Below are 25,053 nucleotides of genomic sequence, written 5' to 3'. Positions count from 1 at the left end.
TCGGATCAGTCCAGGTATTGGCCTTTGGCCTTGAGGGCCGGCACGTCGTCGCGGATGCCGCGCGCAATGAGCGCGGTGACGGCCGCGGGCGTTGCATCGGCGGGTCCGGGCAGGTCGACGCCCAGTCCTTCCATCTGCTTGCGCAGCGCCGGGTCGGCGACCGCTTGCTGCAGCGCGCTCGTCAGTTTCGCGAGCACGGGCTGCGGCGTGCCGCGCGGGGCGAAGAAGGCGTTCCAGGAACGCACGTCCAGGGCATGGCCGGCTTCCGCGGCGGTGCCGATACGAGGCAGCTGCGCAAGGCGCGTGCCCGACAGCACGGCGATGGCCTTGATGCGCCCGCCGGCGATCTGCGGCAGTGCGGTGGTGGTCTGGTCGCACATGAAATCGGTCTGGCCGCCCATCAGGTCGTTGACCGCTGGCGCGACGCCCTTGTAGGGCACGTGCGTGGCGTTCTGGCCGAGGGAAGACAGCAGCAACACGCAGCCGTAGTGCGAGATCGACCCCCCGCCCGCGCTGCCGTAGGAGGCCTTGTCCTTGTGCTTCGCCAGCCAGGCGCCGAACTCGCGCAGGTCGTTGGCCGGAAGATCGGCGCGGGCCAGCAGCAGCATCGGTGCCGCGCCCGCGGGGCCGATGGGCGCGAAGTCCGCGACAGGGTCGTAGGCCAGCTTCTTGTACAGCGCGAGGTTGGCCACGTGCGTGCCGATGCCGCCGAACGAGATGGTGTTGCCGTCGGCGGCAGCCTTGCTGGCCTTCGTCAGGCCGATGACGCCGTTGGCGCCGCCGAGGTTCTCGATGACGATGGGCTGGCCCAGCGGCGCAGCCATCTTCTGTGCGATGGCGCGGGCCAGTGCATCGCTGGGGCCCCCGGCAGGGAAAGGAACGATCAGCGTGACCGGGCGGTTCGGAAACGGCTGGGCGAAAGCGCCGGGCGCGGCCAGCAAGCCGGCGCAGAAGGCGGCAAGGCTGCCGGCCAGGCGAAGAAAGCAGATCATGGACAAGGTCCTGGGGTGGTGGATTGAATCAGGAAGCGGCCGGCCGGAAGCCGCGCAGCCATGGCAGCGCGCCGTCGAGCGCGGGCGACTCGACCTCCGCCAACGGCGCGCCTTCGGGCCGGTCGAGGCCGGCGCGGTTGTGCCAGTAGGTACGCAGGCCGACGCTGGCGGTGCCGAACATGTCGTAGCCGGAGCCGGCAACGAAGGCCGCCTCGCCCGGCTGCACGTCCAGCCGCTCCAGGGCCAGCCGGTAGGGCCTGGGGTCGGGCTTGTAGAAGCCCGCTTCCTCGGAGGTCACGACCACGTCCCAGTCGATGCCTAGGCGTTCGGCAGCGCGTTCGCCCAGGCGCCGCGAGCAGTTGGTCACCACGGCCAGCTTGCAGTGGGGCTGAAGCGCCCGCAGCAGTTCGGTGGCGCCGCTCCAGGCAGGCAGTTCATCCCAACGGTCGTCCAGCGACTGCGGGGCGCTCGCGGGCAACCCCACGGCGGCGGCGGCCTGCCGCACCAGGTCTTCGTAGGGCACGTAGGCGCCGCAGCCATAGGTGAGCCGCAGGTATTCGGCGCGCCAGGCGCGGCCCATCCGCTCGGAGCCGGCAGCCGCGTTCCAGACGGTCCACGAGTCGAGCAGCGCGGTGAGCAGGTCGAACAGCACGGCCCGGGGATAGCGTCCGGCCGCGGCATGGGGAGTCGAAGTGTTTTGCATGGCGCTCACTTTAGGTGTGCCAGGGCGTCTTCGAGCTTCACTCTTGCGTCATCAATAGTTAAGCTCTGCTGAATGATGCAGATCGAAGACCTTCGCCTGGCTGCCGCGCTGCTGAGCGAGAGCTCGCTCAGCGCGGCTGCGCGCTCGCTGGGTGTCACGCCGCCCGCGCTGTCGATGCGCCTGCGCAAGCTCGAGGCCTCGCTGGGCCTGGCGCTGGCCCACCGCACGTCGCGCAAGCTGCACCTGACCTCCGAAGGCGAACGGTTCGGGCGCGAGGCCTATGAACTTTTGCTGAAGTTCGACGGCCTGCGCGAATCCCTGCAGCGCGACGACCGGCGCCTGAGCGGAACGCTGCGCGTGGCCGCGTCCTTCGGCTATGGCCGCACGCACGTCGCGCCATGGCTGTCCCGTTTCTCCCGCCTGCATCCGGCCCTGCGGCTGCAACTGGACCTGCGCGAAACGCCGTGGCCCGACAAGCACGATTCCGACGCGGTGGTGCACGTGGGCGCAGTGCGCGACTCCTCATGGGTGGCGCACACGCTCGCTTCCAACGAACGGTGGCTGTGCGCGAGCCCCGGCTACCTGCGCGAGCACGGCACGCCCCGCCATCCGGCGGACCTGGCCTACCACGCCTGCATCTGCATCCGCGAGAACGACGAGGACGTGACGCTGTGGCACATGCGACCCGCGGGCAGCGCCGCCCGCAAGAGCGAGACGCTGCGCATCAACCCGGCCTTCGTCAGCAACGACGGCAGCGTGGCGCGCCAGTGGGCCGAGGACGGCCTGGGCATCGTGCTGCGCTCCCAATGGGATGCCGCCGAAGCGCTGGCCGCCGGCCGCCTCGAGCGCGTGATGGCGGACTGGGAATTCGGCGCGGCCCCGGTGGTGGTGCTCGTGCCCACGCGCAAGGGGCGCAGCGCGCGGGTGCAGGCACTGGTCAGTTTTCTTCTGGAGGCGGCGGGTCGATCGGACGGGCGCGGCGCCGGGTCGCCCCCGTGAATCCGCGGGCGGTGATGCATTGGCAGCTCACCGGGTTGCGCACTTCATGCGCAAAGCCGCCCGCAAGGAAGAGGAGCGCGAACCAGAGCTTCTTCATCTCAGCTTCCCGCTGCCGGCGCCGGTTCGGCCAGCAGCGACTGGATCTTTTTCTCGGTGGTGCCGTAGCTGCCTTCGCCAAAGTGCGAATAGACGATCTTTCCCTGCTTGTCGATCAGGTAGACCGCGGGCCAGTACTGGTTGTTGAAGGCCTTCCAGGTGGCGTAGTGATTGTCTTGCGCAACGGCGTGCTTGATCTGCAGCCGGCTGATCGCGTCCTGCACGTTCTTGGTGGACTTCTCGTACGCGAATTCTGGCGTGTGCACGCCCACGACGACGAGGCCCTTGTCCTTGTACTTCTCGTTCCACGCCTGGACATGGGGCAGGTGGTTGAGGCAGTTGATGCAGGTGTAGGTCCAGAAGTCGACGAGCACGACCTTGCCGCGCAGGTCCTGCAGCTTCAGCGGCTGGGAGTTGAGCCAGTGGTCGATGTTCTGGAACTCGGGCGCGATCTGCGCAACGCCGGCGGGAATCTCACCTCCCGGCGGCGTTGCCGCCGCGGTGAGTATGCCGACCGAGGCCGCAACAGCCGCCACGCCGATCAGCACGTTGGATCTCATGGTCACGGTGAGCTCCGGCGTTCAGCGCAAGGTGACGCCATCGGCGATGCCCGCCTGGCGCGTGGGGAGCGCCCCGTGGATGCCGTACTGGACAGGCACCCGGCTGTTGACGAAGGCCTCGACATAGAGGTTCTGGGCCGGCGCGTGAGCGAGTGCGCGGGCTTCGGCCTGCACTGCCGAGCGGTCGAGCGGGGAGGGCAGCGCCGCAACCACACCTGAGGAGGCGCCATCGGCATAGGGATCTGCGGAGTGCGCGGCCGCGACGGCCTGGGCGCGAACGTCGCTGCGGCCGAGCGTCGAGTGCGTCTGCAACACGCCTTGGTATTCCTCGGCATGGGCTTGCGCTCCAACGAGAGCGGCAAGGACCGAGAACGAGGCAGCACTGGCAATGCGAGAGAACTTCATGGTGATTCCTTGGTAGTGAAGCGAGCTCAGGTAGGGAGCGAATGAATTGTTCGCTGCGCCCTCCCCTTCCGGCGCACATTGCGTATGCCTATGTGTCGGCCCTGGAATTGCACACATTACGTTTCCAAGTCGTCGAAACAGGACCGGGCATTCAGCCGGCCAGCGCGCCCTCCATCGGACGTCGCCAGCGCTTCTTCGAGAAAGTCCAGGCGGTCCTGTCCCCAGAAGAGCTCATCGCGGAAGACGTAGCTCGGCGAGCCGAACACCCCTGCCGAAACCGCGCGGTCGGTCAGTGCGGCGTAGGAGCGGGCCACCTCGTCGGTGCGCGCCTGGCTGATCAGGGCCTGGGCGTCGAGACCGCAGGCTTGCAGGATCTCGGCGAGTGTCTGCGGACTCGAGATGTCCAGGTCGGCACACCATTGGGCGTGCAGGATGGCCTTGTAGAGCGGCACGACGTCGTGGCCCGCGGCGCCTGCCGCGATGACGATGCATGAAGCCAGCGTGGCATCGGGGCACATGAACTTCGGTTGCGGGTTCACATGCATGCCAAGGCGCCGGCACCAGCGCCGCAGTTCCGCCACCCGGTAGGCCTGCCGCTCGGGCGCGCGCAGCGACAGCAGCACGCCGTCCGTGCGCGCGTACACCGCCGGCAGGTCCACAGGCATGTAGCGGAAGTCGAGTGTCGGCCGCCCAGGGTTTGCCCGGATCTCACGGAAGAGCTTCTTGTTGACAGGTGGCTGGCGGTGACATAGTCTTCGTTTACTAAACGATCGTTTTACAAATGCCGCAAGTGCCCCGCTCCGTGCCCGCAGCAGCTATCTCTTTGCCCGCGCAACAGTCGGCCGGTTGATGCGCCACCGGAAGTCATTGCTGCGCCCCAGTGCGATTGGAGACGTCTTGATGGGTTCGAAGCTGTCCACGCCATCACCGATGTGTACGCATGAATCTTTTATTCACAACACTTCGCCGGCTTTCTGACCGGCACACGGAGACAAACATGAAAACTCTGACTCGCAGATTCTTTGATGCCGCTCTTGTCGCGGTCGCGCTTTGCGGCGGCGCTGCCGCGGCCGCGCAGCCCTATCCGAACAAAGCCATCCTGGTAAAAGTCGCTTACCCGGCTGGGTTCGGCGTCGACGCTTCGGTACGGCCGTCCACGCCCGTTCTGCAGCCAGCTGCAGACCTGGATCGACCTCGCACTCAAGCACGGCTGACCACCGTCTCGGAGTTCGATCGCTTGGCACGCCGCTTCGGTCAATGCATCGATGCCCCATGCGCCAGCAAGATGGTTCTCAGCGCACGCTTGCCACGCGCGTTCTGAGCTCTATAGGCCTGGCGGGCCAGCTCGACAAAGCGCTCCTCCCCCGGGTCCGGCAACGGCTCGGCGCTTTGCGGCGCATCCAGCCAAAGTGGCTCCTTCCCACAACGGTTCTCGATCTGCCGTGCGAGCTTGTCGGAGATGACACGGCCCTTCTTGATCTGGCTCCACATGCTCGCGGAGATCTGCAGCTTCTCCGCGAACTGCGCCGCCAGGCCAAGCGGCTCCGCCCCATTGGACGCACGCTCCGCAACGAAGTCGCCGAAGAGGATCAGGACGTTGTGGCGACGAATGGCTGGTAGTGACATGCTTGAAGCAGCGGAGCAAATCGTCCGTGCGAAGGACGTGAAGTGAGAAAAAAAACACAACACCCAAAAAAAGTGTTGCGCCTCGCAGTAAACCCAGTTTACATTACATCCATCGACGAAATGGATTCGTCCCCGTTTCTTCCGCAATCAACTTCGATTCATCGAAAACTCGCCAACCACTGGAACCATCGTGAACGCAAACCTGAGCTCACTGAACAATCGACCCGCATCGGGCCGGGCGTTCGTGCGCGTCTCGTTTTGTGGTGGTCGCAGCCTGACGACATCCAAGCTGCATTCGCAGCTGAACGCCCTCCCCGCGATCCCGGCCAGCTTGTGGCTCGGACAGCAATACGAGGATCAGCCGCACCCGGGTGGAGGTAGCGCGTAAGCGCACACCTTCCAAGCTCTCTCACCAGAGGCCCGGATTCCCAAGTGGATTCCGGGCCTTTTTGTTTTTCCGTGCGGAGCGATCCGCACACAACCGCGAACGGCACCTGGTGCCGGCCGCCACGGCAGTGATCGCGCTGCCGTGAACTCACCCGCCGAGTGGCGCCGGTGGGTGATCCTTAAAAATTTGCCGCGAGTCGCGCCCCTCACTGGTGAGGCCAACGACTCGCAAGAACTTGCAGCCGTAGCTCAGCCAGGTAGAGCGCAACGTCGCCAACGTTGAGGCCGAGGGATCGAAGCCCTCCTGCTGCTCCATTTCGGGTGTGCCTTTGCAGCACCTCCAGAGGCCAACCGCGTCGGCGGCCTGGAGGGATGTGCACGGTCGGACCCGACCATGTGCAGCGATGTCGACGTGGGCGCGAAAGCGCTCGAATCGCGTGAAGACACAACCGAAATGGAAACACCCCCCGATGGCGGAATTGGTAGACGCACCGGACTCAGAATCCGGCGACGAAAGTCATGCAAGTTCGAGGCTTGCTTGGGGGACCAGCACAGGGTGTCTAGTTCAATTGGCAGAACGCCGGTCTCCAAAACCGGAGGTTGCAGGTTCGAGACCTGCGATGCCCGCCACGTCATGGCAAGCGAGCTCGCAGTTCGCCCGCATAGCTCAGCTGGTAGCAGCGCTCGCCTTGTAAGCGAGAGGTCGTCCGTTCGATCCGGACTGCGGGTTCCATCCCGATTTAGGTCGTATTCGTCTAGTGGCTCAGGACACAAGGTTTTCATCCTTGTAGACGCGGGTTCGAATCCCGTATACGACTCCAGTTTTGCGCAGTAGGGGAGTCCGGTCGTCCCCGCGAGTTTCATACGCTCGAGATCGGCAGTTCGAATCTGTCCTGCGCAACCAGAATGAAGGCGCTTAGCCAAGCGGTCTACGGCACTGGGTTTTGATCCCAGCATTCCAAGGTTCGAATCCTTGAGCGTCTGCCATTCATTTCATCTGACTCCCGTGTTTGGCGCAGCCTGGTAGCGCATCTGGTTTGGGACCAGAGGGTCGCGGGTTCGAACCCTGCAACACGGACCAACAAAGAGCGGGATGGGCAATACAGTTGTTCTCCCGTGGAAATCGGCCTCAAAGATTGGGAGGCGCCGGAACCCGTACCCGGACACCATTGGAGCATTGGCCGAGAGGTCCAAGGCAGACGGTTGTCGGTTCGAAGCCGACCTTCTCCACCACCATCAGTGATCCGTTAACTCAGCGGCCAGAGTGCCTCCCTGTCCAGGAGGAAGCCAAGGGTTCAACTCCCTTACGGATCGCCACCATCAAGCCGAGATAGCTCAGGCGGTAGAGCGTCGCGTTGAAAGCGCGAGCGTCGCAGATTCGATTTCTGCTCTCGGCACCATCTTCACCTGCAGGCTGGCAGAGCGGCCTGTTGACGCTGTTTCGAAAACAGATGGTCGGCTCCACCGGCACGAGCGTTCGAATCGCTCCGCATCCGCCACGTCCCCAACCACTTTTCTTTCCCGCGTTAGCTCAACTGGATCAGAGCACTGGCCTACGAAGCCGGGGGTTGCACGTTCGAATCGTGTGCGCGGGACCATGCACCTGGAGTGCGAGCAGCATAGGTGACTGCACTGGACTGTAAATCCGGCGTCTCCGACATAGCCAAGCGGTCGAAGGCGCCGGTTTGCAAATCCGGTGAGCGTTGCTCCACATGGGTCCAAATCCCATCCTCGTTTCCATCTCGCCACCCTGCCCTGCTAGCTCAACTGGATAGAGCAGCCGCCTTCTAAGCGGCAGGTGGACCTTCGATTGGTCCGCAGGGCGCCACTCTTGTCTCGGCGACGCGACGTGTGATCTGGATCCGCGCGCGCGAGATCGGCGAGTGGTAGGCAGCGACGCTGTCGCGCGCGCAGCCTTTTGCAAATTTTTTCCTCGGTAGCTCAGTTGGTAGAAGCACCGCACTGTTAATGCGGGTGTCCCTGGTTCGAGCCCAGGTCGAGGAGCCAACATCTTTCAGCCGCATAGCTCAGTGGTAGAGCGCCGTCTTGATAAGGCGGAGGTCGATGGATCGTCCCCATCTGCGGCGACCAGTTCAAGGGTGCGCGTAGCTCAATGGCAGAGCCGCTGGTTGTGGTCCAGCTGACGACGGTTCGATCCCGTTCGTGCACCCCATTTTCTTCACGCACCTTGCTTCCCCGCATGGCGGAACCGGCAGACGCGGTTGCCTCAAAAGCAGCTGCCCGAGAGGGCGTGTCCGTTCGAATCGGACTTCGGGGACCACCGGCTTCATTCGGTGCAGTAGCTCAGTGGAAGAGCGCGTCCCTCATAAGGACGTGGTCGATGGATCGTTCCCATCCTGCACTACCAGAACAGTCGCGGGTATAGCTGAGAGGCAGCAGCAACCGGCTTTTAACCGGTAGGTCGAGATTTCGAAATTCTCTGCCCGCACCATCCACTCATCCAACCGGGCCCCTAGCTCGGAGGCAGAGCAGCGCCCCTACAAGGCCCAACCGGCTGGCCCAACACACAGGAGATTTTAGGACAAGCGCTCGGCCATGAAAGGAGGCCGCCACCATGAAACCCCAAGTACTTCAGCTCGATATCCAGGGAACGCCGCAGGCCTGGATCTCGCTCGAACAGGCCGCATCGCACTACGCCACCGGCGCCGTCGTCTGGGAAGATGGCGCGGCTCCGCTGGCCATGATGCGTGGGGGTTTCAACGTGGCGCGCGGCGCCGAGTCGAGACTGGTGATTTCGCCCATCATCGCTCTCAAGGGCTGCGCGAAGGTCAACCTGTTCGATCACACGCCCGCCTTCAACCGGCGCAAGCTCTTCGTTCGAGATCGCTTCATCTGCGCGTACTGCGCCCAGCGATTCCGTGAGCAGGACCTCACGTGCGAGCACATTCTTCCGGAAAGCCGAGGCGGCGGCTGGGACTGGATGAACCTGGTCGCAGCCTGCCGCGCGTGCAACTCCGAGAAGGCGGACCGGACGCCGGAGGAAGCCGGCATGAAGCTGGTCTATCTTCCCTATGTTCCGAGCCGATGGGAAGACTTTCTTCTGGAGGGACGGAACGTGCGAGCCGACGTGCACGAGTGGCTGGCGAGCCGGCTTCCGAAAGGCTCCAGGCTCAACTGAAAGACGAAGGGGCGCTTCCGCAAGGGAGCGCCCTTTTTTTTGCCCGCCGTTCGCGCCTCAGCGCGCGAGCCGCGTGAACACGTAGTCGTGGTTCTTCACCAGCACCTGGTGGCATGCAAAGCAGGTCTGGTGCTGCGCCAGGTCCACGGGCTTGCCATCCACGAAGCGGCCGAATCCCCAGCCGCCGGTGGCCGCGTATTTCTTCGAGTCCTTCACCATCACCTGCACGGTGGTCGCTGCGCCGGGAATCGACGCGGGTGCGAACTCCGGCGATTGCACATGTTTCCATGCCAGCTTGGTGAGGATGGTCCCGTCAGGGAACGGCAGCGTGCCCTGGTCGTAGGCCTGGATCGCCTTTGCATTGCCGAGCACCACGCGCAGTTCGTTCAACGGCTCTGCCTCGATCGCCGGCGCGATCAGCTGCCACTGCCGATAGCCCTTGGGAATGGTGACGCCGTACAAGGGCGAGGCATCTGAAATCTTCACGTCCTCCGCGGCGCTGGAAGTCGCGGCGAACACGCCGGCCGCCGCCGCGAGCGCAAGCAGGCCGAGGCCGCTGAGCTTCGCCAGCGTGCCTTGGCACGAAGCCAGGCGTGCATGGCGCGTTGTGGCGTCCGGGGCAGACACCTGCTGTGTGTTGTTTCGATTCATGGGACGGACCTTGTGTGTTGGAAATTGCCGCCGGGCGCGAAGGCCCCGCAGCGCCTGAACGCGTGGATTGTTCAGCGCCCCTGTCGCTTCCAAACGGGGTTCCGTATTCCTGTGTATCTGCACGGCCGGACGCCCACACTACGTTTCATCGGCGTGGCCTTCGTGTAATTCTTCATGTCGCCCTGTCCGGCCGACACAGTGGCATACAGACATCCGCAGCGCACGTGGAGTCGCGCCCTATAAACGCGGCCGTGCCTTGCCCCGCCGCGCTCGCCATGAGCTGCAGAAGGCAATCACTCTCCATTGCCCTTCACTTCAACCGCAGGAAAAACCAAATGAAAAATCTCAGCCGCCGCTTCGCCCGCACCATGGCCGCCGTGGGCCTCATGGCATTGGCTGGCGCCTTCACGTTCAATGCTTCGGCGCAGACCCCAGGCACGGCACAGCAAGCCAAGCCCACCATCGTGCTCGTGCATGGCGCCTTCGCGGAATCGTCGAGCTGGGATGGCGTCATCCGCAAGCTCGAGGCGAAGCACTATCCGGTGATCGCCGCCGCCAATCCGTTGCGTGGCGTCAAGTCCGACGCAGCCGATGTCGCGAGCATCGTCGATGCGGTCAAGGGACCGGTGGTGCTGGTGGGCCATTCCTATGGCGGCTCCGTGATCTCCAGCGCCGCCACCGGCAAGAGCAACGTGAAGGCACTTGTCTTCGTCGCTGCCTTCGCGCCTGAAGCCGGCGAGTCGGCAGCCGATCTCGCCGGCAAGTTCTCCGGCAGCACGCTCGGGCCCGCGCTGGCACCGCCGGTCGCACTCGCCGACGGCGGCAAGGACCTGTACATCCTGAAGAACAGGTTCCACGACCAGTTCGCCGCCGACGTTCCGGCCGCGGCTGCGCGCCTGATGGCCGCGACCCAGCGCCCCATCGCCGAGTCGGCGCTCGGCGAGCCCGCGGGCGCACCGGCGTGGAAGACAGTGCCCTCGTGGTTCGTCTATGGCGACGCCGACAAGAACATTCCGCCCGCGGCGCAGGCCTTCATGGCAGAGCGTGCCAGGTCGGTGAAGACGGTGGTCGTCAAGGGCGCCTCGCACGTCGTGATGACGTCCAGGCCCGAGGTGGTCGCGAAGCTCATCGACGAAGCGGCCAGCCGATAGAGGACGCAGAGATTTCCGTTCACCAGCACAAGGCAAATGACCATGACAGATTCCGACGCATCCAGCCGCCGCGCGGCGTTCCATCCCACCCTGACGCGCCGCGGTGCGCTGGTGGCCACTGCGGGCCTTCTCGCAGGTTCGGCGGCCGCGAGCTTCGCGGCCACACCCGCGGACAGGAGCGCCGCAGCGCAAGGCGACGCGATACGGCCCTTCCGCATCGACATTCCCGAGGAGGCGATCACCGATCTGCGCCAGCGCCTCAGGGCCACGCGATGGCCCGACCGCGAGACGGTCGGCGACACCTCGCAAGGCGTTCAGCTGGCCAGGCTGCAGGCGCTGGTCCGCTATTGGGAAACGGGCTATGACTGGCGCAAGGTCGAGGCCAGGCTCAATGCGCTGCCGCAGTTCATCACCACGATCGACGGCATCGACATCCAGTTCATCCACGTACGTTCGCGCCACCCGAACGCATTGCCGCTGATCCTGACGCATGGCTGGCCCGGCTCGATGCTGGAGTTCCTGAAAACCATCGGTCCGCTCACCGACCCGACCGCCTTCGCAGGCAGTGCCGCCGACGCCTTCCACGTCGTGATCCCGTCCATCCCCGGCCATGGCTTCTCCGGCAAGCCCAGGGAGACGGGCTGGGGCCCCGAGCGCGTGGGCCGCGCGTGGGACACGCTGATGAAGCGGCTGGGCTACACGCACTACGTGTCCCAGGGCGGAGATCATGGTTCGGTCATCTCGGATGCGATGGCACGCCAGGCACCGCAAGGCCTGCGGGGCATCCACCTGAACATGCCCGCCACCGTGCCCGCGGAACTGGTCAAGCCCATCAACAACGGCGATCCCGCGCCGGCCGGGCTGTCGGCGTCCGAGCGGGCGGCGTTCAACACGCTCAGCGCCTTCTTCAAGACGGGCGCTGCCTACGGCGCCATGATGGTGACGCGCCCGCAGACGATCGGCTACCCGCTGGCCGACTCGCCAGCGGGCCTGGCCGGGTGGATCTACGAGAAGTTCGCGCAGTGGACCGACAGCGGCGGCGAACCCGAGCGCGTGCTCGGCCGGGACGAGATGCTCGACGACATCACCCTCTACTGGCTCACCGACACGGCCGCTTCTTCCTCGCGGTTCTATTGGGAGAACAACAACAACAACTTCAGCGCGGCGGCGCAGAAGACGCAGGACATCTCGATCCCGGTCGCCATCACCGTGTTCCCGGGCGAAATCTACCGCGCGCCGAAAAGCTGGGCCGGTCGCGCCTATCGAACGCTCTCCTATTTCAACGAAGTCGGCAAGGGCGGCCACTTTGCCGCCTGGGAACAGCCGCAGCTGTTCAGCGAGGAACTGCGCGCGGCGTTCCGGCCGCTGCGACAGCCCGCCTGAGCGCGCGCGCATTGCGCGGCGGCACCGAGCGCCACGGCAAGGACTGGCCCCGGGCCAGCCCCGCCGCTTCAGCCACGGCTACGCCTGGCCGCCCTCGACCGGCAGCGGCGCCACCTGCACGTTGTTGCGGCCGGCCCGCTTGGCGCGGTAGAGCATCTCGTCCGCCTGCTTCACCAGTGCGGCGGCGGTTGTTCCGCCACCCTGGTAGAACGCCACGCCGATGCTCGCGGTGACACGGATCGTCGGCTGCTGCTCGATGTCGAACGGCGCCTGCATGGTCACGACGAGCTTCGCGGCGGCCGACACCGCGATGTCGGCATGGGGCAGCCCCTCCATGATCACCGTGAACTCGTCGCCGCCCAGGCGCGCGCGGACGTCGCTCGAGCGCAGCCCCTGCGACAGCCGGCCCGAGAAAGCCTTCAGCAACTCGTCGCCGGTCTGGTGCCCGAACTGGTCGTTGATCTGCTTGAAGCCGTCGATGTCCAGGTACATCAGCGCCATCAGCGCCCCCGCGCTGCGGCTGCGGTCCATCGCTTCGCGCAGGCGCGCTTCGAAGCCCGCGCGGTTGGCCAGGCCGGTGAGCGGATCGATCTGCGCCAGGTTCATCAGGCGCTTCTCCTCGAGCTTCTGCCGCGTGATGTCGGTGATCACTGCGTGGAAGCCGACGATCGCATCGGCATTGGCCGCGGGCTGCGGGATGTACTGGGCCTCGTAGCAGTTGTAGCTGTCGCTCTGGCTGACTTCGCTCTGGAAGGTGACGGCTTCGCCGGCCAGCGCGGCACGGATGTGCGGCTTCAAGGATTCGTAGGCCGGCTCGCCCAGCAGCTCCTGCACCGTGTGCCCCTGGATCTGGTCGCGCGAGAGCCCGAACTCGCGTTCATAGGCCAGGTTGTTGAAGCGGTAGCGCTCGTCGGCATCGATGTAGGCCACGCGCATCGGCAGCGCGTCGGCCACGGTGCGCAGGCGGGCTTCGCTTTCCTGCAGCGCTTCCTCGGCCTCGTGATGCGCGGTGATGTCGCTGTCCAGCGTGTAGAGGCCCACCACCTCGCCCGCTTCGTTGCGCTCCGGCACCAGCGTGGCCTGGATGTCGCGGCGCCCGCCGGACCCTGTCACCCGTCGCTCGTAGGTGACCTGGCGCCCGCCCAGGGCCGCGCGGATGTACGGCTCCATCTGCATCCACGCCTCCTCGCCGTAGAACTCGCGCAGGCTGCGGCCGAGCAGCTGCTGCGGCTCGATGCCGAACCAGTCCTGGTAGGCCTTGTTGACAAAGCGGAACCGCAGGTCGCGGTCCAGGTGGGAGATCAGCGCCGGCAGGTGGTCCGTCACCATGCGCAGGCGCTGCTCGCTCTCGCGCAGGGCCTGCTCCGCGGCCTTGGCCGCCGAGATGTCGCGCATCAGCCCCGAGAAATACTCGAGATCGCCGTGCTTGTCGCGGTGCGCGATCACCATGTGGCTGACCGGGAACGGCTGCTTCTGCGCATCCCACACCAGCGACTCACCCACCCAGACGCCGGTCGCGACCGCAGTGGGCACCACCTCCGACCTGAACCGCTCCAGCGTCTGCGGCGGATTGAAGTCGGACACTCTCAGCGTCTCGACCGGGGCATCGAGGTCCACGCCGGTGCGGCGCCGCGCGGCGGGGTTCATGTAGATGAGCCGCCCCTTCGCATCGTTCTGGATGATGTAGTCGGTCGTCGTGTCGAAGATGGCCGTCAGCGTACGAAGGGCCCGCTCGGCGCGGGTGCGCTCCGTGATGTCGGTCACCGTTCCGACGTGGCCCATGACACGGCCTGCGGCCAGCACGGGCCGGCTGCGCAAGGCCACCAGCACCTGCGTGCCATCCTTGCGGTGCAGCCGGCGCGTGGCGTTCAGCGGTTCGGCCGCGCTGACGATGCGGACCCAGTCCTGGCGGACCTTCTCGCGGATCTCCTCGCGCACCAGCGTGAGCCAGCCCTCCTGCGCCTCTTCGCGCGCCAGCCCGTGGATCGCCAGGTACTCGTCGTTCACGTAGGTCATGCGGCCATCGCTGTCGCAGCGGAACAGCCCGACGGGCGATGCATCGGTGACCGCCGCCACCTCGAGCCGCTGTTCGCGCAGCTCGCCCATCAGCGCATCGAATTCGCGCGCCAGGTCGCCGCGTTCGTCGTTGGCGACGACGTCGAGCTTGACCTGGCTGTCCGGTGATTGGCGCAAGGTGCGGATCGCATTGCTCAGCGCTTCGAGCGGGCGCATGACCCAGGCCGTGCCCAGCCACACCAGCAGCGCGCAGCCCAGGCCCAGCCAGAACAACTGCATCCGCAGGTTGCGCCGTGCCTGTTCCAGCGGTGCGTAGGCGGCGTGCGCCGGCACGACCAGGCGCAGGTCCCAGTCGGCGCTGCGCACCGTGGCGTGCGTTGCCAGGTCGCGCTCGGGATCGCTGGCGAAGGCGTCGGTGGCCGTGTCGGCCGGCTTGAGCAGCAGCTTCGGGTCCGGGTGCATGACGATGCGGGGCGACTCGCCGCGCGTGACGATCTCGTAATGGCCGCCCCGGCCGATGCTGGCGCGGCTGAGATCGCCGAGCACGTTGGCGCGCTGCAGGTTCAGCGCCGCACCCAGCACGCCGGCCAGGCGGCCGTCCGCTCCTTCGACGGGAACCGCCATCACCACGGCGGGCTGCCGGCCACCCTTGGTGAGCAGCGGCGCGGAGATGGCGGGCTGGCGCCGATCGCGCACCTGCTTGAAATAGTCGCGGTCGGCCACGTTCGGCGGCTGGCCTGCGGCCGGATGGATCGCGACGATGGCGCCGTCCGGCGTGGCCACCGCGGCGTTGTCGAACATCGCGCGCAAGTCCTTGTCCGCAAGGAAGCGCTGCTGTGCCACGGGGTCGGCGATGCCGGCCGCGCCGAGTTCCCGGGCGGCCCGCGACAGCGCAGCCAGATGAACGCCCAGCTTGTAGTCGAGATCCGCCGCGGCGCTCTCGGTCAGCGCCTGCTGCTGTTCGCGCATCAGGTTGACGTACTCGCTGGAGAGGCTCCGGTACTGCCAGCCGCCCGTTGCACCCACCAGGGCGAGCACGAGCAAGGTGATGAGCAAGGCTGTCTTCGTTCTCAGCTTGAGCCGCACTGGGTTTCCTTCGCTGGGCACGACGGCCCGGTCGTTCGGGACTGCGTTTGCCGATGATAGCAATGGGCTGCGCTATGTCTCCTGCGGAATAGCTGATGTACACCGGGGACGCTCGCCGCCATGGAATGCGGCTCGTAGACTGAGCCGCGGCATTTCAAACCATGGCATCAGGAGACATCGTGGACAACTTCTTGCAGCTCAAAGTGGCCATCGCCGATCACGTCGCAACGCTGACGCTGAATGCGCCGCCGGTCAATGCGCTGACGCGCGTGCTCAACGACGAGCTGACGCGCGCGCTGGACCAGATCTCCGAGATGGACGAGGTGCGCGCGGTGATCCTGACCGGCGAAGGCAAGGTGTTCTGCGCCGGCGCCGACCTGAAGGGACGCGCCGAAGTCATCAAGGGACCGGGCGACCTGATGGCCCATTCGCGCCGCACGCGCGAATGCTTCCACGCGATCCGCGAATGCGCCAAGCCCGTGGTCTGCGCCATCAACGGTGCCGCGCTCGGTTCCGGCCTTGCCATGGCGGCTTCGAGCGACATTCTCATTGCCTCGGAGAAGGCCTCGCTCGGGCTGCCCGAGGTCGACGTCGGCCTGCTCGGCGGCTGCCGCCATGCGATGCGGCTGTTCGGCCATTCGCGCCTGCGCCGCATGATGCTCACGGGCATGCGCGTGCCGGGCGCCGAGCTGTACCGGCTCGGCATCGTCGAGGCCTGCACCGCGCCCGAGGACCTGATGCCCGCGGCCCGCGAGATCGCCGCCGCCATCGCATCCAAGAGCCCCGTGTCCACCCGCATGGGCAAGCACACGCTCAACGTGATCGAGGACATGAGCCTGCGCGACGGCTACCGCTACGAGCAGGACATGACGGCGCAGATCGCGAAGACCGACGATGCGAAGGAAGCCCAGCGCGCCTTTGCCGAGAAACGCGCGCCGGTGTTCACGGGGCGCTGAGCCCTCGGGCCGGCGGAGCCGAAGCGCACCTGGGGCGTCGCTTGCGGGACGGCATCCACCAGCTTGCGATGTTCAAATCTTCTGCATGCGAGCGGTCTGGCCGGGTTGCTCGCCATCAAGAAAGGACGCTCCCCATGTTTGCCGAACCCTCCGCGAAAACCCGCGAGCTGCTCGAACGCCTCAACAAGTTCTTCGACCAGCACATCTATCCGAACGAAGCGCGCTACCACCACGAGATGGACGCCTTCCGCCGCCAGGGCAATGCCTGGCAGGTGTCGCCGCTCATCGAGGAGCTCAAGCCCGTGGCGCGCGCGGCCGGCCTGTGGAACATGTTCCTGCCGCATCCGCACCGCGACGTGCCCGCCATCTCCAATCTCGACTACGCGCCGCTGTGCGAGGTGATGGGCCGCGTGTCGTGGTCAGGCGAGGTGTTCAACTGCTCGGCGCCCGACACCGGCAACATGGAAACCATCGAGCGCTACGGCACCGAGGCGCAGAAGGACGAATGGCTGGCACCGCTGCTCGCGGGCGAGATCCGCTCGGGCTTCCTGATGACCGAGCCGGCCGTCGCATCGTCGGACGCCACCAACATCCAGTGCACGATCCGCCGCGAAGGCGACGAGTACGTGATCAACGGCCGCAAGTGGTTCTCTTCGGGCGCGGGCAGCCCTCGCTGCAAGATCTTCATCGTGATGGGCAAGACCGACCCCGATGCGCCGCGCCATGCGCAGCAGTCGATGGTGCTGGTGCCGCGCGACACCAAGGGCATCACGGTGCTGCGCCACCTGTCGGTGTTCGGCTACGACGATGCGCCGCACGGCCACATGGAAGTGCTGCTGGAGGACGTGCGCGTTCCCGTGTCGAACATCCTGCTGGGCGAAGGACGCGGCTTCGAGATTGCGCAGGGGCGGCTCGGCCCGGGGCGCATCCACCATTGCATGCGCTCCATCGGCGCCGCCGAGCGTGCGCTCGAACTCATGTGCGACCGGCTGCGCAGCCGCGTGGCCTTCGGCCGTCCGCTCGCGGAGCAGTCGATCTGGCACGAGCGCATCGCCGAATCGCGCTGCCTCATCGACCAGGCCCGCCTGCTCACGCTCAATGCCGCCTACAAGATGGACACCGTGGGCAACAAGGAAGCGCGCGCCGAGATCGCGATGATCAAGGTGGTGGCGCCCAACATGTCGTGCAAGGTGGTCGACTGGGCGATCCAGGCGCACGGCGCCGCCGGCGTCAGCCAGGACTTCTGGCTGGCCGAGGCCTATGCGCACCAGCGCACGGTGCGCATCGTCGACGGACCCGACGAAGTGCACCGCAACGCCATCGCCAAGCTGGAGCTGGCCAAGCGCGCCGCGCCGGCGCGCGCCTGAACCCGCCGAGGCGCAGCGCGCCCGGGCTCAATCGAGCTTGGCGCCCACCGCCTTGGCCAGCGAGCCCCAGCGTTCCGACTCCGCTGAAATGAACCGTCCGAACTCCGCGGGCTTGCTGCCGACGACCTGCACGCCCTGCTGCTCGAACTGCTGCTTCAGGTCGGGCGAGCGCAATGCGGCGCCCACGGCACCATGCATCTTGTCGATGACTTCGGCCGGCGTGCGTGCCGGGGCGAGCATTCCGTACCAGTTGTAAGCCTCCACCTTCGGCAGGCCGAGCTCGCCGACCGTCGGCACGTCCTTGAGGACCGGAATGCGCACGGCGCTGGTCACCGCCAGCGCGCGGACCTTGCCTGACTGGATGAACGGCAGGGCCACGGGAATGTCGACCATCATCATGTCCACCTGGCCGCCCATCAGGTCGGTCAGCGCGGGCGCCGCGCCGCGGTAGGGAATGTGGGTGATGTTCAACCGGGCCTCGCGCTTGAGCAGCTCTGCCTGCAGGTGCGGCGTGGTCCCGCTGCCGGCCGAGGCGTAGTTGACCTTGCTTGCGTCGCCGGTGGCGGCGGCCTTCAGGTCCGCGAAGGTCTTGAATCTTGAGTCGGCGGCCACCACCAGCACCGCCGGCACCTTCAGTGCCTGGGTCACCGCGACCAGATCCTTCTGCGGATCGTAGGGCATCGAGGGCGCGATGTGCGGCACGATGGCCAGCGCACCGGCCGAGGAGAACAGCAGCGTGTAGCCGTCGGCCGCCGACTTGGCGACCGCGTCGGCACCGAGCAGGCCGCCGGCGCCGCCCTTGTTGTCGATGATGATGGATTGGCCCAGGGAGGCGCTCATCCTGGCGCCGAGTGCGCGGGCCGTCTGGTCCACCGGCCCGCCGGCCGGAAAGGGAACGACCACGCGGATCGGCTTGGCGGGATAGGCCTGAGCCCAGCCCGAGGCGGCGGCCAATGCGAGGGCGAGCGCGGCTGCGGATTTGAAAAGTCCGTTCATGTCGATGTCTCCGATGTCTTCGAATGTCGTGCCCGGACTTTAGGCATGGCACCGGGCCGTGCCACCGCATCCGGGCGCATAGCTGCTATGCGATGCGGGCCGTTATGCGCCGCCGCGCATCACAGCCTTGCGGGCCCGCCTCTAGCCCGCAGCCGGACCGGATTCCAGAATTCATCCAACACAAGGAGAATCCGAATGAGCATGACCAAGGGGCCGCTGTCGCACGTCAAGGTGCTGGACCTCAGCCGCATCCTCGCCGCACCGTGGGCCAGCCAGATCCTCGCGGACCTGGGCGCCGAAGTGATCAAGGTCGAGCGGCCCGGCGCGGGCGACGACACGCGGACCTGGGGGCCCCCGTTTCTGAAGGATGCCGAAGGCCGGGATACGAAAGAGGCGGGCTACTATCTGGCCGTCAACCGCGGCAAGCGCTCGATCACCGTGAGCCTCGACAAGCCGGAAGGCCAGAAGATCATCAAGGAACTCGCCATGCGGGCCGACATCGTGCTCGAGAACTACAAGGCCGGCACGCTGGCGCGCCATGGCCTGGACGAGGCCTCGCTGCGCCGGATCAACCCGCGCCTCATCTACTGCTCGGTCACGGGCTTCGGCCAGACGGGCCCCCGGCGCGACCAGCCGGCCTACGACTTCCTGATCCAGGCGATGGGCGGCCTGATGAGCGTCACCGGCGAGAAGGACGGCCGCCCCGGCGGCGGCCCGCAGAAGGTCGGCATCCCGATCGTCGACCTGATGACCGGCATGTACACCGCCGTCGCCGTGCTTGCCGCCCTCGCGCGCCGCAATGAAAGCGGCGTGGGCGACGCCATCGACATCGCGATGCTCGACGTGCAGGTGGCGGCGCTTTCCAACCAGGCGATGAACTACCTGGTGTCGGGCCAGGTGCCGCAGCGCAACGGCAACGCGCATCCGAACATCCAGCCGCAGGACGTGTACGGCTGCGCCGACGGCGACGTGATCCTCGTGGTCGGAAACGACACCCAGTTCGCCCGGCTCTGCGAAGTCTTCGGGCGAAGCGACTGGGCCGCGGACGAGCGCTTTGCGACCAATGCGCAGCGGGTCCGCAACATCGGCGCGTTGTCAGCGATGCTGCGCGACGCGTTCGCAAAGTGGGAGCGCGGGCAACTGATTGCCGCACTCGACAAGGCCGGCGTGCCCTGCGGTCCGATCCACACGGTCGCCGAGGTGTTCGAGGAGCCGCAGGTCAAGGCGCGCGGAATGCTGCGCCATGTGCCGCATCCGAGCGGCGTCGACGCACCGCAGGTCGCGAGCCCGATGCGCTTTGCGCACGCGGCGCTGCAAACGCCGGCCGCACCGCCGCTGCTGGGCCAGCACAGCGACGACATCCTGTCCGAGCTGGGCTACAGCGCGGCCGGCATCCATGCGCTGCGCGAGGCCGGAGCGATCTGATGGCCGCCGCGATGAAGCTGCACTGGTCGCCCAAGTCGCCCTATGTGCGCAAGGTGATGATCTGCGCCCACGAGCTCGGCCTGCTGCCCCGGCTCGAGCTGGTGCGCTCGGTCGCTGCGATGCGCACGCCCAATCCGGCCCTCATGGCGGACAACCCGCTGTCGAAGATCCCGACCCTGGTGCGCGAGGACGGCTCGACGCTGTTCGACTCGGTCGTGATCTGCGAATACCTCAACGAGCTGGCCGGCGGATCGTTGTTCCCGCCGCAGGGCGAGGCGCGCTGGCAGGCGCTGCGCTGGCACGCTTTCGGCGACGGGTTGCTCGATGCGCTGATCCTCTGGCGCAACGAGCGCGAACGCGAGGTGCCGCTGCAGGCGCTGCTCGATGCGTTCGAGCTCAAGACCCGCGCCTCGCTGCAGAGGCTCGACCGCGAAGCGGCGGCCCTGCGCCAGGCACCGTTCTCGATCGGCCAGCTGACGCTCGGCTGCGCGCTCGGCTACCTCGACTACCGTTTCGGCACGCTCGGATGGCGCAGCGCGGCGCCGGCGCTCGCGGACTGGTTCGAGACGCTGCGTGCGCGGCCCTCCTTCGCCGCGACCGAGCCGGCGGAAGGCTGAGCACTTCAGCTCAGCGGTAGAGCACCGCCGGATTGTCCTGGAGCACCTGCCGGACGACGTCGTCGTTGCCGGCCCAGTCCTTGAACATCGCGAGCAGCGCGGCCGTGTCCGGGGCCGGCGCCACGCGCAGGTGCGGCCAGTCGCTGCCCCACACGAGGCGCTCCGGATTGGCCTCGACCAGCTTCTGCTGGAACGCGCGGCCGGCCTGCCAGTCGGGCGCGTTCAGCAGATTGCGGTAGGCGCACAGCTTGACCCATGTGCGGCCCGAGGCCAGCAGCTCGAGCAGCACGCGGAAGCCGGGCGCGTCGACGCCCGCTTCCACGTCGAAGCCGCCCATGTGGTCGATCACGACCGGCACCGGCAGTGCCTTCAGTTCGGCGGCGATGCCGGGCAAGGCCTGGCCGTCGGTCCACAGCTCGGCGTGCAGGCCGGCATCGGCCAGTGCCGGGGCCAGTGCCCGCAGGTCGTCGAAGGAGGCGCTGCCCGCGAAGTTGCTGCCGGCGCCGCTGCGGTGGCTGAAGCGCGCACCGCGCACGCCCTTGCCGTGCAGGCCGTTCAGCGCCAATCGGCTGCCGGGCTGCACGACCACCACGCCGCGCAGGTTCGCATGGGCCGCCAGCGCGTGCAGCAGCAGCGCGTGGTCTTCGCCATAGGCGCTCGGATGCACCAGCACGCCGTGGCCCAGGCCGAGGCGCGCCAGCAGCGCCAGGTATTGCGGCGCCACGGCCTCGGGCGGCGTGTAGCTGCGCTCGGACGCCAGCGGAAAGCGGTCGTAGGGGCCGAACAGGTGGGCGTGGCAGTCCCATCCGGCCGGCGCGTGCGGCGCGCCGTTCATTCGGCAAGCGCCGCGTGCTGCGGCAGGGCAAAGGCCGGCACCACGCCTTCGGGCAGCGGAATCTCGTGGCAGTTGAGCGTCATCGCGACCATGGTGTAGTAGCCGACCAGCGCCGTGAGCTCCACCACGGTGCGCGCGCCCAGGCGCGCCATCGCCGTGCGGTAGGTGGCATCCGAAACCGAGTTGTGGCGGTTGAGCTCGACGGCGTAGCGGTAGACGGCGGCATCGTCCGCCGACAGGCCGGGCGGCTCGGCGCCGGCCAGGATGGCTTCGATCACGGGCTGCTCGATGCCCGCCTTCTCGGCCTCCGCGCGGTGCGCATACCACTCGAAGGGCGAGTTGCAGGCACGGCCCGTGACCAGGATCGCGAGCTCCGACAGCCGCGGCGGCAAGCCTGTGCCGTAGCGCAGCAGCGCGCCGAGCGCCTGCCACTTGTCGGCCAGCTCCGGGTTGTGCAGCGCGGCCCGCAGCGGACCCTGGATCCTGCCGCGCGGGCCGGAGACGATCCTGTCGTGGACCGCGCGCTGTTCGGGGCTCATGGAGTCGGTCGGAAAAAGGGGTATGCGTGGCATGAGGTGCTTCCTTCAAAGTGTCCGGTTCAGGGCGGCAGCGTGCCGATCCAATCGGCAATCGCCTGGGCCACCGCCTCCGGCTGTTCGGGGATCAGTGCATGGCTGGCGCGTGGAACGATCTTCACCTGCACCTTGTCGCCCAGCACGTCCTTGAGTTCGTTGCGCGTGGCCGGCGGGCGCCAGGGGTCTTCGGCGCCTTGCAGGTCGAGGATGGGCGCGTGGCTCACCGACCACCATACCTCCTTGGCCGGCGTGCGGCCGGCGCGGCTGTAGGCCTCGCGCAAGGCCGGGTGCCAGCCCTCGAGCCAGGGCGTGGGATCGTTGCCGGGCGCGAAGAAGGCCTCGCGCAGGCCGCGCAGTCGCGCGTCGCGCGATTGGGCCGGATCGCTGGCGACCGCGAGCGACCGGGCCATGCCGGGCGGGAAGGTGCGCGCCGCGCCCGCCGCGACAACCACGCCGCGCACGAGGCCGGGATGGTCGAGGTCCGCGACCCGCGCCACGAAGTGGCCATAGGCGTGGCCGACCAGCACGGCCCGGCCGCCGCCCAGTTGCCGCACGGTGGTCGCGACGTCGCCGGCGAGCACGTGCAAGGTGAGATCGTTCATCGGCCCGGCCGATGCCCCCATGCCGCGCGGCTGCGGACGCAGCACCTTGAAGCCGGAGGCGGCCAGGCGTCCTGCAAGGCCGTCGAAATCTTCCGAGTCGCGCTGCGAGGACGGCAGCAGCACCACGGCAGGTCCCTGGCCCTCGACGATGACATCGATGCGAACGGCGCCTTCGCTCAGCAGCACGCGCTGGCGGGCGGCCCGCGCCGGCGCGAAAGGCGCGCAGGCGCCCACCGCGAAGGCACCGGCCAGCGCGCCCAGGGCGGCACGGCGCCGGCGTGATGCGGGGAAATCGAATGGCATGGCCTGTGGTCTCCTTGGCCGCTCGCCTCCAGCCCCAGGCAGGACTGCAGCGCGGCCTGTGCATGGAGGGTAGGCCAGGATGCGCGTGCAACCTATGCACCGGCTGGGAAGGCTGCTATGCACGCCGGCGCACGGCCGGCGGTTCTTCAGGCGCTTTCCGCGCCCGGGCGCCAGAGCCCCTGCCGCGTGCTTTCTTCGACGGCCTGCACGATCTGCGCGGCCACGGACAGGACCGCCTTGCCCGGCCCCTTGCTGCGCGCCATGATCATCGAGACGATGCGCTGCAGGCCGGGCGAGACGATCTTCGAAGCCTGCAGGCGGCCCTCCTTCACCTCCGCCCAGACCGCATGCAGCGGCAGCACCGTGTAGAGCCGCTCCTGCGCCACGACCGAGCGCATCAGCGGCAGCGAGTCGGCTTCGAGCACGGGCGACAGGGAAATGTGCTGCTGGCGGGCGAGCGCATCGAGCGCGCTGCGCAGACCGTTGGGGGCGCTCGGAAGGATGAACGGGAGCCCGTCGAGTGCGCTGAACGGCAGCTCCGGCTTGGCGGTCAGGCGGTCGCCGGCAGGGCCGATCAGGTAGCTGTCCACCGTGGCGAGCGCCTGCTCCTGCTCCGGCAGCACGGCGCCGTAGCGGTAGAGGATCGCGATGTCCACGCGCGCGTCCGCCAGCCACTCTTCCACCTGCCCGCTCGATCCCTCGAGAATCTTGAGCTGGATGCCGGGATGGCGCGCCTGCAGCCGATTGAACAACTTGCCGACGATCGGATTGGTGACCGAAGGCAGCGAGCCGATGGTGACGCGGCCGACCGGCTCGCGGGCCTCGCCGCGAATCTCCAGCTGGAGCTGCTCGGCGTCCGAGAGCAGCGCCTTCACATGCGGAAAGAGCCGCTGCCCCACCTCCGACAGCTGCACGCCGCGGCCCGTGCGATTGAACAGGCGCGCGTTGCATTCGCGCTCGAGCGCGTTGAGGTGACGGCTCAGCAGCGACTGGCTGCTGTCCAGGAACAGCGCGGCGCGCGTCAGGCTTCCCAGTTCGGCAATCGCGAGGAAAGCGCGCCACTTCTGCAGGTCCGAGGCAATGTCGAGCTGGATGTTCGTGGCTTTGCTGGGCTGCATCTCGGCGGAGGAAAGAGCGAAGGGAGATGGTCCGCATTCTGCCTTTGCCCGTCCGCCCCAGGGTTTGTCCCGACGATGCAGGCACGCAAATGTCGTCCGCGCTACAAACTCCGCGAGCCGGTGTGCCCTAGGATTCGCCAGCCCAAGGAAATTCGCCATGCGCGTTCGATCCGGTTTGTTCTTCGCCCGCGCCGAGGGCCCCGCCCGGCACGGTGGTGACGCATGCTGCCTCTGAAGGATCTCCACGCCTTCTTCGAGCGCTGCATCTGGCCGCGCGCGCTGACGCAGGCCGAGCGGACGAAAGCCTTCGAAGCCCTGTACGTTCGCCGCCATGAAGCGCACTCCTATGTGTGCCGGCGCGACGAGACCGCCGACAGCTGGATCGGCGTGCTGGAGGGTTTTCTGCGCGTCCAGGACACCACGGTGGACGGCCGCCTGATCATGTTCACCGGGGTCGCATCGAGTGGATGGATCGGCGAGGGATCGCTGCTGAAGCCGGAGCAGCGCAAGTACGAGGTCATGGCGACGCGGCCGACCGTCACCGTGCATCTGCCGAGGGCCACGTTCTCCTGGCTGCTCGATCGAAGCATTCCGTTCAACCACTTCATGCTCTCCCATCTGAACGAGCGTCTCGGACAGTTCATCGCGATGGTGAAGTTCGACCGGCTGCTCGAACCGACGGCGCGCGTGGCACGGGGGATCTCGAGCCTGTTCCATCCGGTGCTCTATCCGAACACCGACTCAACGCTGCGGATCAACCAGGAGGAGATCGGTTCGCTCGTCGGCATCTCGCGCCCGCGCGTCAACGCCGCGCTGACCGAACTGGAAGCCGCCGGCCTCATCCGGCGCGGCTACGGCTACATCACGGTGATGGACCGGCAGGCGCTTGCCAGGTACCCCTGACCGGCCTGCGGCGCAGCGTGGGAAACCGAAGGGTTTTTCCTTAGAAATCAGTGGCCCGAATGTCCGTCCCGGAACAGTTGCCCGGGGTCTCGCCTTTCAGAATCACGCAGGCATCGCTCCACGTCGTTGCGGTGCACAGGCTGACAACCGACAAAGGAATCG

Annotated in this window: 22 protein-coding genes and 19 tRNA genes; 28 read left to right on the top strand and 13 right to left on the bottom strand. The window is 67.1% G+C overall.

Annotation, left to right across the window (positions count from 1 at the left end):
- Window positions 1-5: 5 nt before the first annotated feature.
- Window positions 6-992, bottom strand: a complete 987-nt coding sequence (locus IB278_RS27710; protein WP_192326847.1) for a tripartite tricarboxylate transporter substrate-binding protein — start codon at window positions 990-992, stop codon at window positions 6-8.
- Between the two features lie 28 nt (window positions 993-1,020).
- Window positions 1,021-1,695 (bottom strand): HAD family hydrolase, encoded by a 675-nt coding sequence (locus IB278_RS27705; RefSeq protein ID WP_145747156.1) that lies wholly within the window; start codon window positions 1,693-1,695, stop codon window positions 1,021-1,023.
- Between the two features lie 72 nt (window positions 1,696-1,767).
- Between IB278_RS27705 and IB278_RS27700 the strand changes: the two genes are divergently transcribed.
- On the top strand, window positions 1,768-2,694 hold the full coding sequence (locus IB278_RS27700) for a LysR family transcriptional regulator (protein WP_192326846.1): 927 nt from the start codon (window positions 1,768-1,770) through the stop codon (window positions 2,692-2,694).
- A gap of 98 nt (window positions 2,695-2,792) precedes the next feature.
- Here IB278_RS27700 and IB278_RS27695 read toward each other — a convergent pair whose 3' ends face one another.
- The 4 genes from IB278_RS27695 to IB278_RS27680 form a co-directional block, all read right to left on the bottom strand.
- The gene (locus IB278_RS27695) at window positions 2,793-3,356 is read right to left on the bottom strand and encodes a thioredoxin family protein (protein WP_192326845.1); all 564 of its coding nucleotides are present in this window, start codon (window positions 3,354-3,356) and stop codon (window positions 2,793-2,795) included.
- Window positions 3,357-3,371: 15 nt separating this feature from the next.
- The gene (locus IB278_RS27690; protein WP_192326843.1) at window positions 3,372-3,755 is read right to left on the bottom strand and encodes a hypothetical protein; all 384 of its coding nucleotides are present in this window, start codon (window positions 3,753-3,755) and stop codon (window positions 3,372-3,374) included.
- A gap of 116 nt (window positions 3,756-3,871) precedes the next feature.
- Window positions 3,872-4,420 (bottom strand): 2-hydroxychromene-2-carboxylate isomerase, encoded by a 549-nt coding sequence (locus tag IB278_RS27685; protein ID WP_192326841.1) that lies wholly within the window; start codon window positions 4,418-4,420, stop codon window positions 3,872-3,874.
- 589 nt (window positions 4,421-5,009) lie between these two features.
- A complete protein-coding gene (locus IB278_RS27680; protein ID WP_192326840.1) occupies window positions 5,010-5,381 on the bottom strand; it encodes a helix-turn-helix domain-containing protein in 372 nt (123 codons plus the stop codon).
- 625 nt (window positions 5,382-6,006) lie between these two features.
- On the opposite strand from IB278_RS27680, the gene IB278_RS27670 reads away from it, so the two are divergent.
- The 20 genes from IB278_RS27670 (at window position 6,007) to IB278_RS27575 (ending at window position 8,907) form a co-directional block, all read left to right on the top strand.
- A tRNA-Gly gene (locus IB278_RS27670) sits at window positions 6,007-6,083 on the top strand.
- A 149-nt stretch (window positions 6,084-6,232) separates the two neighbouring features.
- A tRNA-Leu gene (locus IB278_RS27665) sits at window positions 6,233-6,317 on the top strand.
- Window positions 6,318-6,322: 5 nt separating this feature from the next.
- Window positions 6,323-6,398: transfer RNA gene (locus IB278_RS27660), tRNA-Trp, on the top strand.
- A 26-nt stretch (window positions 6,399-6,424) separates the two neighbouring features.
- Window positions 6,425-6,501: transfer RNA gene (locus IB278_RS27655), tRNA-Thr, on the top strand.
- An 11-nt stretch (window positions 6,502-6,512) separates the two neighbouring features.
- Window positions 6,513-6,589, top strand: a tRNA-Glu gene (locus IB278_RS27650).
- A gap of 4 nt (window positions 6,590-6,593) precedes the next feature.
- Window positions 6,594-6,672 (top strand) — tRNA-Met (locus tag IB278_RS27645).
- A 6-nt stretch (window positions 6,673-6,678) separates the two neighbouring features.
- A tRNA-Gln gene (locus tag IB278_RS27640) sits at window positions 6,679-6,755 on the top strand.
- A 17-nt stretch (window positions 6,756-6,772) separates the two neighbouring features.
- Window positions 6,773-6,849, top strand: a tRNA-Pro gene (locus IB278_RS27635).
- Window positions 6,850-7,009: 160 nt separating this feature from the next.
- A tRNA-Asp gene (locus IB278_RS27630) sits at window positions 7,010-7,085 on the top strand.
- Window positions 7,086-7,092: 7 nt separating this feature from the next.
- Window positions 7,093-7,168: transfer RNA gene (locus IB278_RS27625), tRNA-Phe, on the top strand.
- Window positions 7,169-7,288: 120 nt separating this feature from the next.
- Window positions 7,289-7,366 (top strand) — tRNA-Arg (locus IB278_RS27620).
- Between the two features lie 58 nt (window positions 7,367-7,424).
- A tRNA-Cys gene (locus IB278_RS27615) sits at window positions 7,425-7,508 on the top strand.
- 12 nt (window positions 7,509-7,520) lie between these two features.
- A tRNA-Arg gene (locus tag IB278_RS27610) sits at window positions 7,521-7,596 on the top strand.
- A gap of 102 nt (window positions 7,597-7,698) precedes the next feature.
- Window positions 7,699-7,775: transfer RNA gene (locus IB278_RS27605), tRNA-Asn, on the top strand.
- A gap of 9 nt (window positions 7,776-7,784) precedes the next feature.
- Window positions 7,785-7,859: transfer RNA gene (locus tag IB278_RS27600), tRNA-Ile, on the top strand.
- A gap of 8 nt (window positions 7,860-7,867) precedes the next feature.
- A tRNA-His gene (locus IB278_RS27595) sits at window positions 7,868-7,941 on the top strand.
- 21 nt (window positions 7,942-7,962) lie between these two features.
- Window positions 7,963-8,049: transfer RNA gene (locus IB278_RS27590), tRNA-Leu, on the top strand.
- Window positions 8,050-8,061: 12 nt separating this feature from the next.
- Window positions 8,062-8,136: transfer RNA gene (locus IB278_RS27585), tRNA-Met, on the top strand.
- An 8-nt stretch (window positions 8,137-8,144) separates the two neighbouring features.
- Window positions 8,145-8,220 (top strand) — tRNA-Lys (locus IB278_RS27580).
- A gap of 123 nt (window positions 8,221-8,343) precedes the next feature.
- Window positions 8,344-8,907 carry an HNH endonuclease gene (locus tag IB278_RS27575; protein WP_145747655.1) on the top strand — a complete coding sequence of 188 codons (564 nt, stop codon included), beginning with the start codon at window positions 8,344-8,346 and terminating at the stop codon, window positions 8,905-8,907.
- 57 nt (window positions 8,908-8,964) lie between these two features.
- On the opposite strand, the gene IB278_RS27570 is transcribed toward IB278_RS27575, so the two are convergent.
- A complete protein-coding gene (locus IB278_RS27570) occupies window positions 8,965-9,558 on the bottom strand; it encodes a cytochrome P460 family protein (RefSeq protein ID WP_192326836.1) in 594 nt (197 codons plus the stop codon).
- A gap of 335 nt (window positions 9,559-9,893) precedes the next feature.
- Between IB278_RS27570 and IB278_RS27565 the strand changes: the two genes are divergently transcribed.
- Together IB278_RS27565 and IB278_RS27560 are read left to right on the top strand one after the other, a co-directional pair.
- Window positions 9,894-10,709, top strand: a complete 816-nt coding sequence (locus IB278_RS27565) for an alpha/beta fold hydrolase (RefSeq protein WP_192326834.1) — start codon at window positions 9,894-9,896, stop codon at window positions 10,707-10,709.
- A 42-nt stretch (window positions 10,710-10,751) separates the two neighbouring features.
- The gene (locus IB278_RS27560; protein WP_192326832.1) at window positions 10,752-12,092 is read left to right on the top strand and encodes an epoxide hydrolase family protein; all 1,341 of its coding nucleotides are present in this window, start codon (window positions 10,752-10,754) and stop codon (window positions 12,090-12,092) included.
- A 78-nt stretch (window positions 12,093-12,170) separates the two neighbouring features.
- Here IB278_RS27560 and IB278_RS27555 read toward each other — a convergent pair whose 3' ends face one another.
- Window positions 12,171-15,164 (bottom strand): PAS domain S-box protein, encoded by a 2,994-nt coding sequence (locus IB278_RS27555; protein ID WP_225613213.1) that lies wholly within the window; start codon window positions 15,162-15,164, stop codon window positions 12,171-12,173.
- A gap of 209 nt (window positions 15,165-15,373) precedes the next feature.
- Between IB278_RS27555 and IB278_RS27550 the strand changes: the two genes are divergently transcribed.
- Both IB278_RS27550 and IB278_RS27545 read left to right on the top strand, forming a co-directional pair.
- Window positions 15,374-16,150, top strand: a complete 777-nt coding sequence (locus IB278_RS27550; protein WP_145747660.1) for an enoyl-CoA hydratase/isomerase family protein — start codon at window positions 15,374-15,376, stop codon at window positions 16,148-16,150.
- Between the two features lie 134 nt (window positions 16,151-16,284).
- Window positions 16,285-17,517 carry an acyl-CoA dehydrogenase family protein gene (locus IB278_RS27545; RefSeq protein WP_192326828.1) on the top strand — a complete coding sequence of 411 codons (1,233 nt, stop codon included), beginning with the start codon at window positions 16,285-16,287 and terminating at the stop codon, window positions 17,515-17,517.
- 27 nt (window positions 17,518-17,544) lie between these two features.
- On the opposite strand, the gene IB278_RS27540 is transcribed toward IB278_RS27545, so the two are convergent.
- Window positions 17,545-18,513 (bottom strand): Bug family tripartite tricarboxylate transporter substrate binding protein, encoded by a 969-nt coding sequence (locus IB278_RS27540; protein ID WP_192326826.1) that lies wholly within the window; start codon window positions 18,511-18,513, stop codon window positions 17,545-17,547.
- 195 nt (window positions 18,514-18,708) lie between these two features.
- Between IB278_RS27540 and IB278_RS27535 the strand changes: the two genes are divergently transcribed.
- Both IB278_RS27535 and IB278_RS27530 read left to right on the top strand, forming a co-directional pair.
- Window positions 18,709-19,938 carry a CaiB/BaiF CoA transferase family protein gene (locus IB278_RS27535; RefSeq protein ID WP_209503185.1) on the top strand — a complete coding sequence of 410 codons (1,230 nt, stop codon included), beginning with the start codon at window positions 18,709-18,711 and terminating at the stop codon, window positions 19,936-19,938.
- Window positions 19,938-20,555: a glutathione S-transferase family protein gene (locus tag IB278_RS27530; RefSeq protein ID WP_225613212.1), complete on the top strand. Its 618-nt coding sequence runs from the start codon at window positions 19,938-19,940 to the stop codon at window positions 20,553-20,555. Before IB278_RS27535 ends, IB278_RS27530 begins: the two co-directional genes overlap by 1 nt.
- A 10-nt stretch (window positions 20,556-20,565) precedes the next feature.
- On the opposite strand, the gene IB278_RS27525 is transcribed toward IB278_RS27530, so the two are convergent.
- The 4 genes from IB278_RS27525 to IB278_RS27510 form a co-directional block, all read right to left on the bottom strand.
- Window positions 20,566-21,390 carry an amidohydrolase family protein gene (locus IB278_RS27525; protein ID WP_192326824.1) on the bottom strand — a complete coding sequence of 275 codons (825 nt, stop codon included), beginning with the start codon at window positions 21,388-21,390 and terminating at the stop codon, window positions 20,566-20,568.
- Entirely contained in the window at window positions 21,387-21,962 is a 576-nt protein-coding gene (locus tag IB278_RS27520) for a carboxymuconolactone decarboxylase family protein (protein WP_192326822.1), read from the bottom strand. The genes IB278_RS27525 and IB278_RS27520 overlap by 4 nt, the downstream gene beginning before the upstream one ends.
- A gap of 26 nt (window positions 21,963-21,988) precedes the next feature.
- Window positions 21,989-22,870, bottom strand: a complete 882-nt coding sequence (locus IB278_RS27515; protein WP_192326820.1) for an alpha/beta fold hydrolase — start codon at window positions 22,868-22,870, stop codon at window positions 21,989-21,991.
- A 146-nt stretch (window positions 22,871-23,016) separates the two neighbouring features.
- Window positions 23,017-23,988 carry a LysR family transcriptional regulator gene (locus IB278_RS27510; protein WP_192326818.1) on the bottom strand — a complete coding sequence of 324 codons (972 nt, stop codon included), beginning with the start codon at window positions 23,986-23,988 and terminating at the stop codon, window positions 23,017-23,019.
- A 222-nt stretch (window positions 23,989-24,210) separates the two neighbouring features.
- Between IB278_RS27510 and IB278_RS27505 the strand changes: the two genes are divergently transcribed.
- Complete coding sequence (locus IB278_RS27505; protein WP_192326816.1) at window positions 24,211-24,891, top strand: Crp/Fnr family transcriptional regulator; 681 nt, start codon at window positions 24,211-24,213, stop codon at window positions 24,889-24,891.
- Window positions 24,892-25,053 lie beyond the last annotated feature (162 nt).

This window comes from Variovorax sp. VRV01 (genome assembly GCF_014852545.1).
Taxonomy (GTDB): Bacteria; Pseudomonadota; Gammaproteobacteria; order Burkholderiales; family Burkholderiaceae_C; genus Variovorax; species Variovorax beijingensis_A.
Note: the sequence above shows the minus strand (reverse complement) of the source record. Positions and strands in the feature narration are given on the sequence as shown.

Coding starts and splice junctions, on each gene's coding strand:
- IB278_RS27710 (WP_192326847.1), bottom strand. CDS start 992: ATGATCTGCTTTCTTCGCCTGGCCGGCAGCCTTGCCGCCTTCTGCGCC.
- IB278_RS27705 (WP_145747156.1), bottom strand. CDS start 1,695: ATGCAAAACACTTCGACTCCCCATGCCGCGGCCGGACGCTATCCCCGG.
- IB278_RS27700 (WP_192326846.1), top strand. CDS start 1,768: ATGATGCAGATCGAAGACCTTCGCCTGGCTGCCGCGCTGCTGAGCGAG.
- IB278_RS27690 (WP_192326843.1), bottom strand. CDS start 3,755: ATGAAGTTCTCTCGCATTGCCAGTGCTGCCTCGTTCTCGGTCCTTGCC.
- IB278_RS27685 (WP_192326841.1), bottom strand. CDS start 4,420: ATGCCTGTGGACCTGCCGGCGGTGTACGCGCGCACGGACGGCGTGCTG.
- IB278_RS27680 (WP_192326840.1), bottom strand. CDS start 5,381: ATGTCACTACCAGCCATTCGTCGCCACAACGTCCTGATCCTCTTCGGC.
- IB278_RS27575 (WP_145747655.1), top strand. CDS start 8,344: ATGAAACCCCAAGTACTTCAGCTCGATATCCAGGGAACGCCGCAGGCC.
- IB278_RS27570 (WP_192326836.1), bottom strand. CDS start 9,558: ATGAATCGAAACAACACACAGCAGGTGTCTGCCCCGGACGCCACAACG.
- IB278_RS27565 (WP_192326834.1), top strand. CDS start 9,894: ATGAAAAATCTCAGCCGCCGCTTCGCCCGCACCATGGCCGCCGTGGGC.
- IB278_RS27560 (WP_192326832.1), top strand. CDS start 10,752: ATGACAGATTCCGACGCATCCAGCCGCCGCGCGGCGTTCCATCCCACC.
- IB278_RS27545 (WP_192326828.1), top strand. CDS start 16,285: ATGTTTGCCGAACCCTCCGCGAAAACCCGCGAGCTGCTCGAACGCCTC.
- IB278_RS27540 (WP_192326826.1), bottom strand. CDS start 18,513: ATGAACGGACTTTTCAAATCCGCAGCCGCGCTCGCCCTCGCATTGGCC.
- IB278_RS27535 (WP_209503185.1), top strand. CDS start 18,709: ATGAGCATGACCAAGGGGCCGCTGTCGCACGTCAAGGTGCTGGACCTC.
- IB278_RS27530 (WP_225613212.1), top strand. CDS start 19,938: ATGGCCGCCGCGATGAAGCTGCACTGGTCGCCCAAGTCGCCCTATGTG.
- IB278_RS27525 (WP_192326824.1), bottom strand. CDS start 21,390: ATGAACGGCGCGCCGCACGCGCCGGCCGGATGGGACTGCCACGCCCAC.
- IB278_RS27520 (WP_192326822.1), bottom strand. CDS start 21,962: ATGCCACGCATACCCCTTTTTCCGACCGACTCCATGAGCCCCGAACAG.
- IB278_RS27515 (WP_192326820.1), bottom strand. CDS start 22,870: ATGCCATTCGATTTCCCCGCATCACGCCGGCGCCGTGCCGCCCTGGGC.
- IB278_RS27510 (WP_192326818.1), bottom strand. CDS start 23,988: ATGCAGCCCAGCAAAGCCACGAACATCCAGCTCGACATTGCCTCGGAC.
- IB278_RS27505 (WP_192326816.1), top strand. CDS start 24,211: ATGCTGCCTCTGAAGGATCTCCACGCCTTCTTCGAGCGCTGCATCTGG.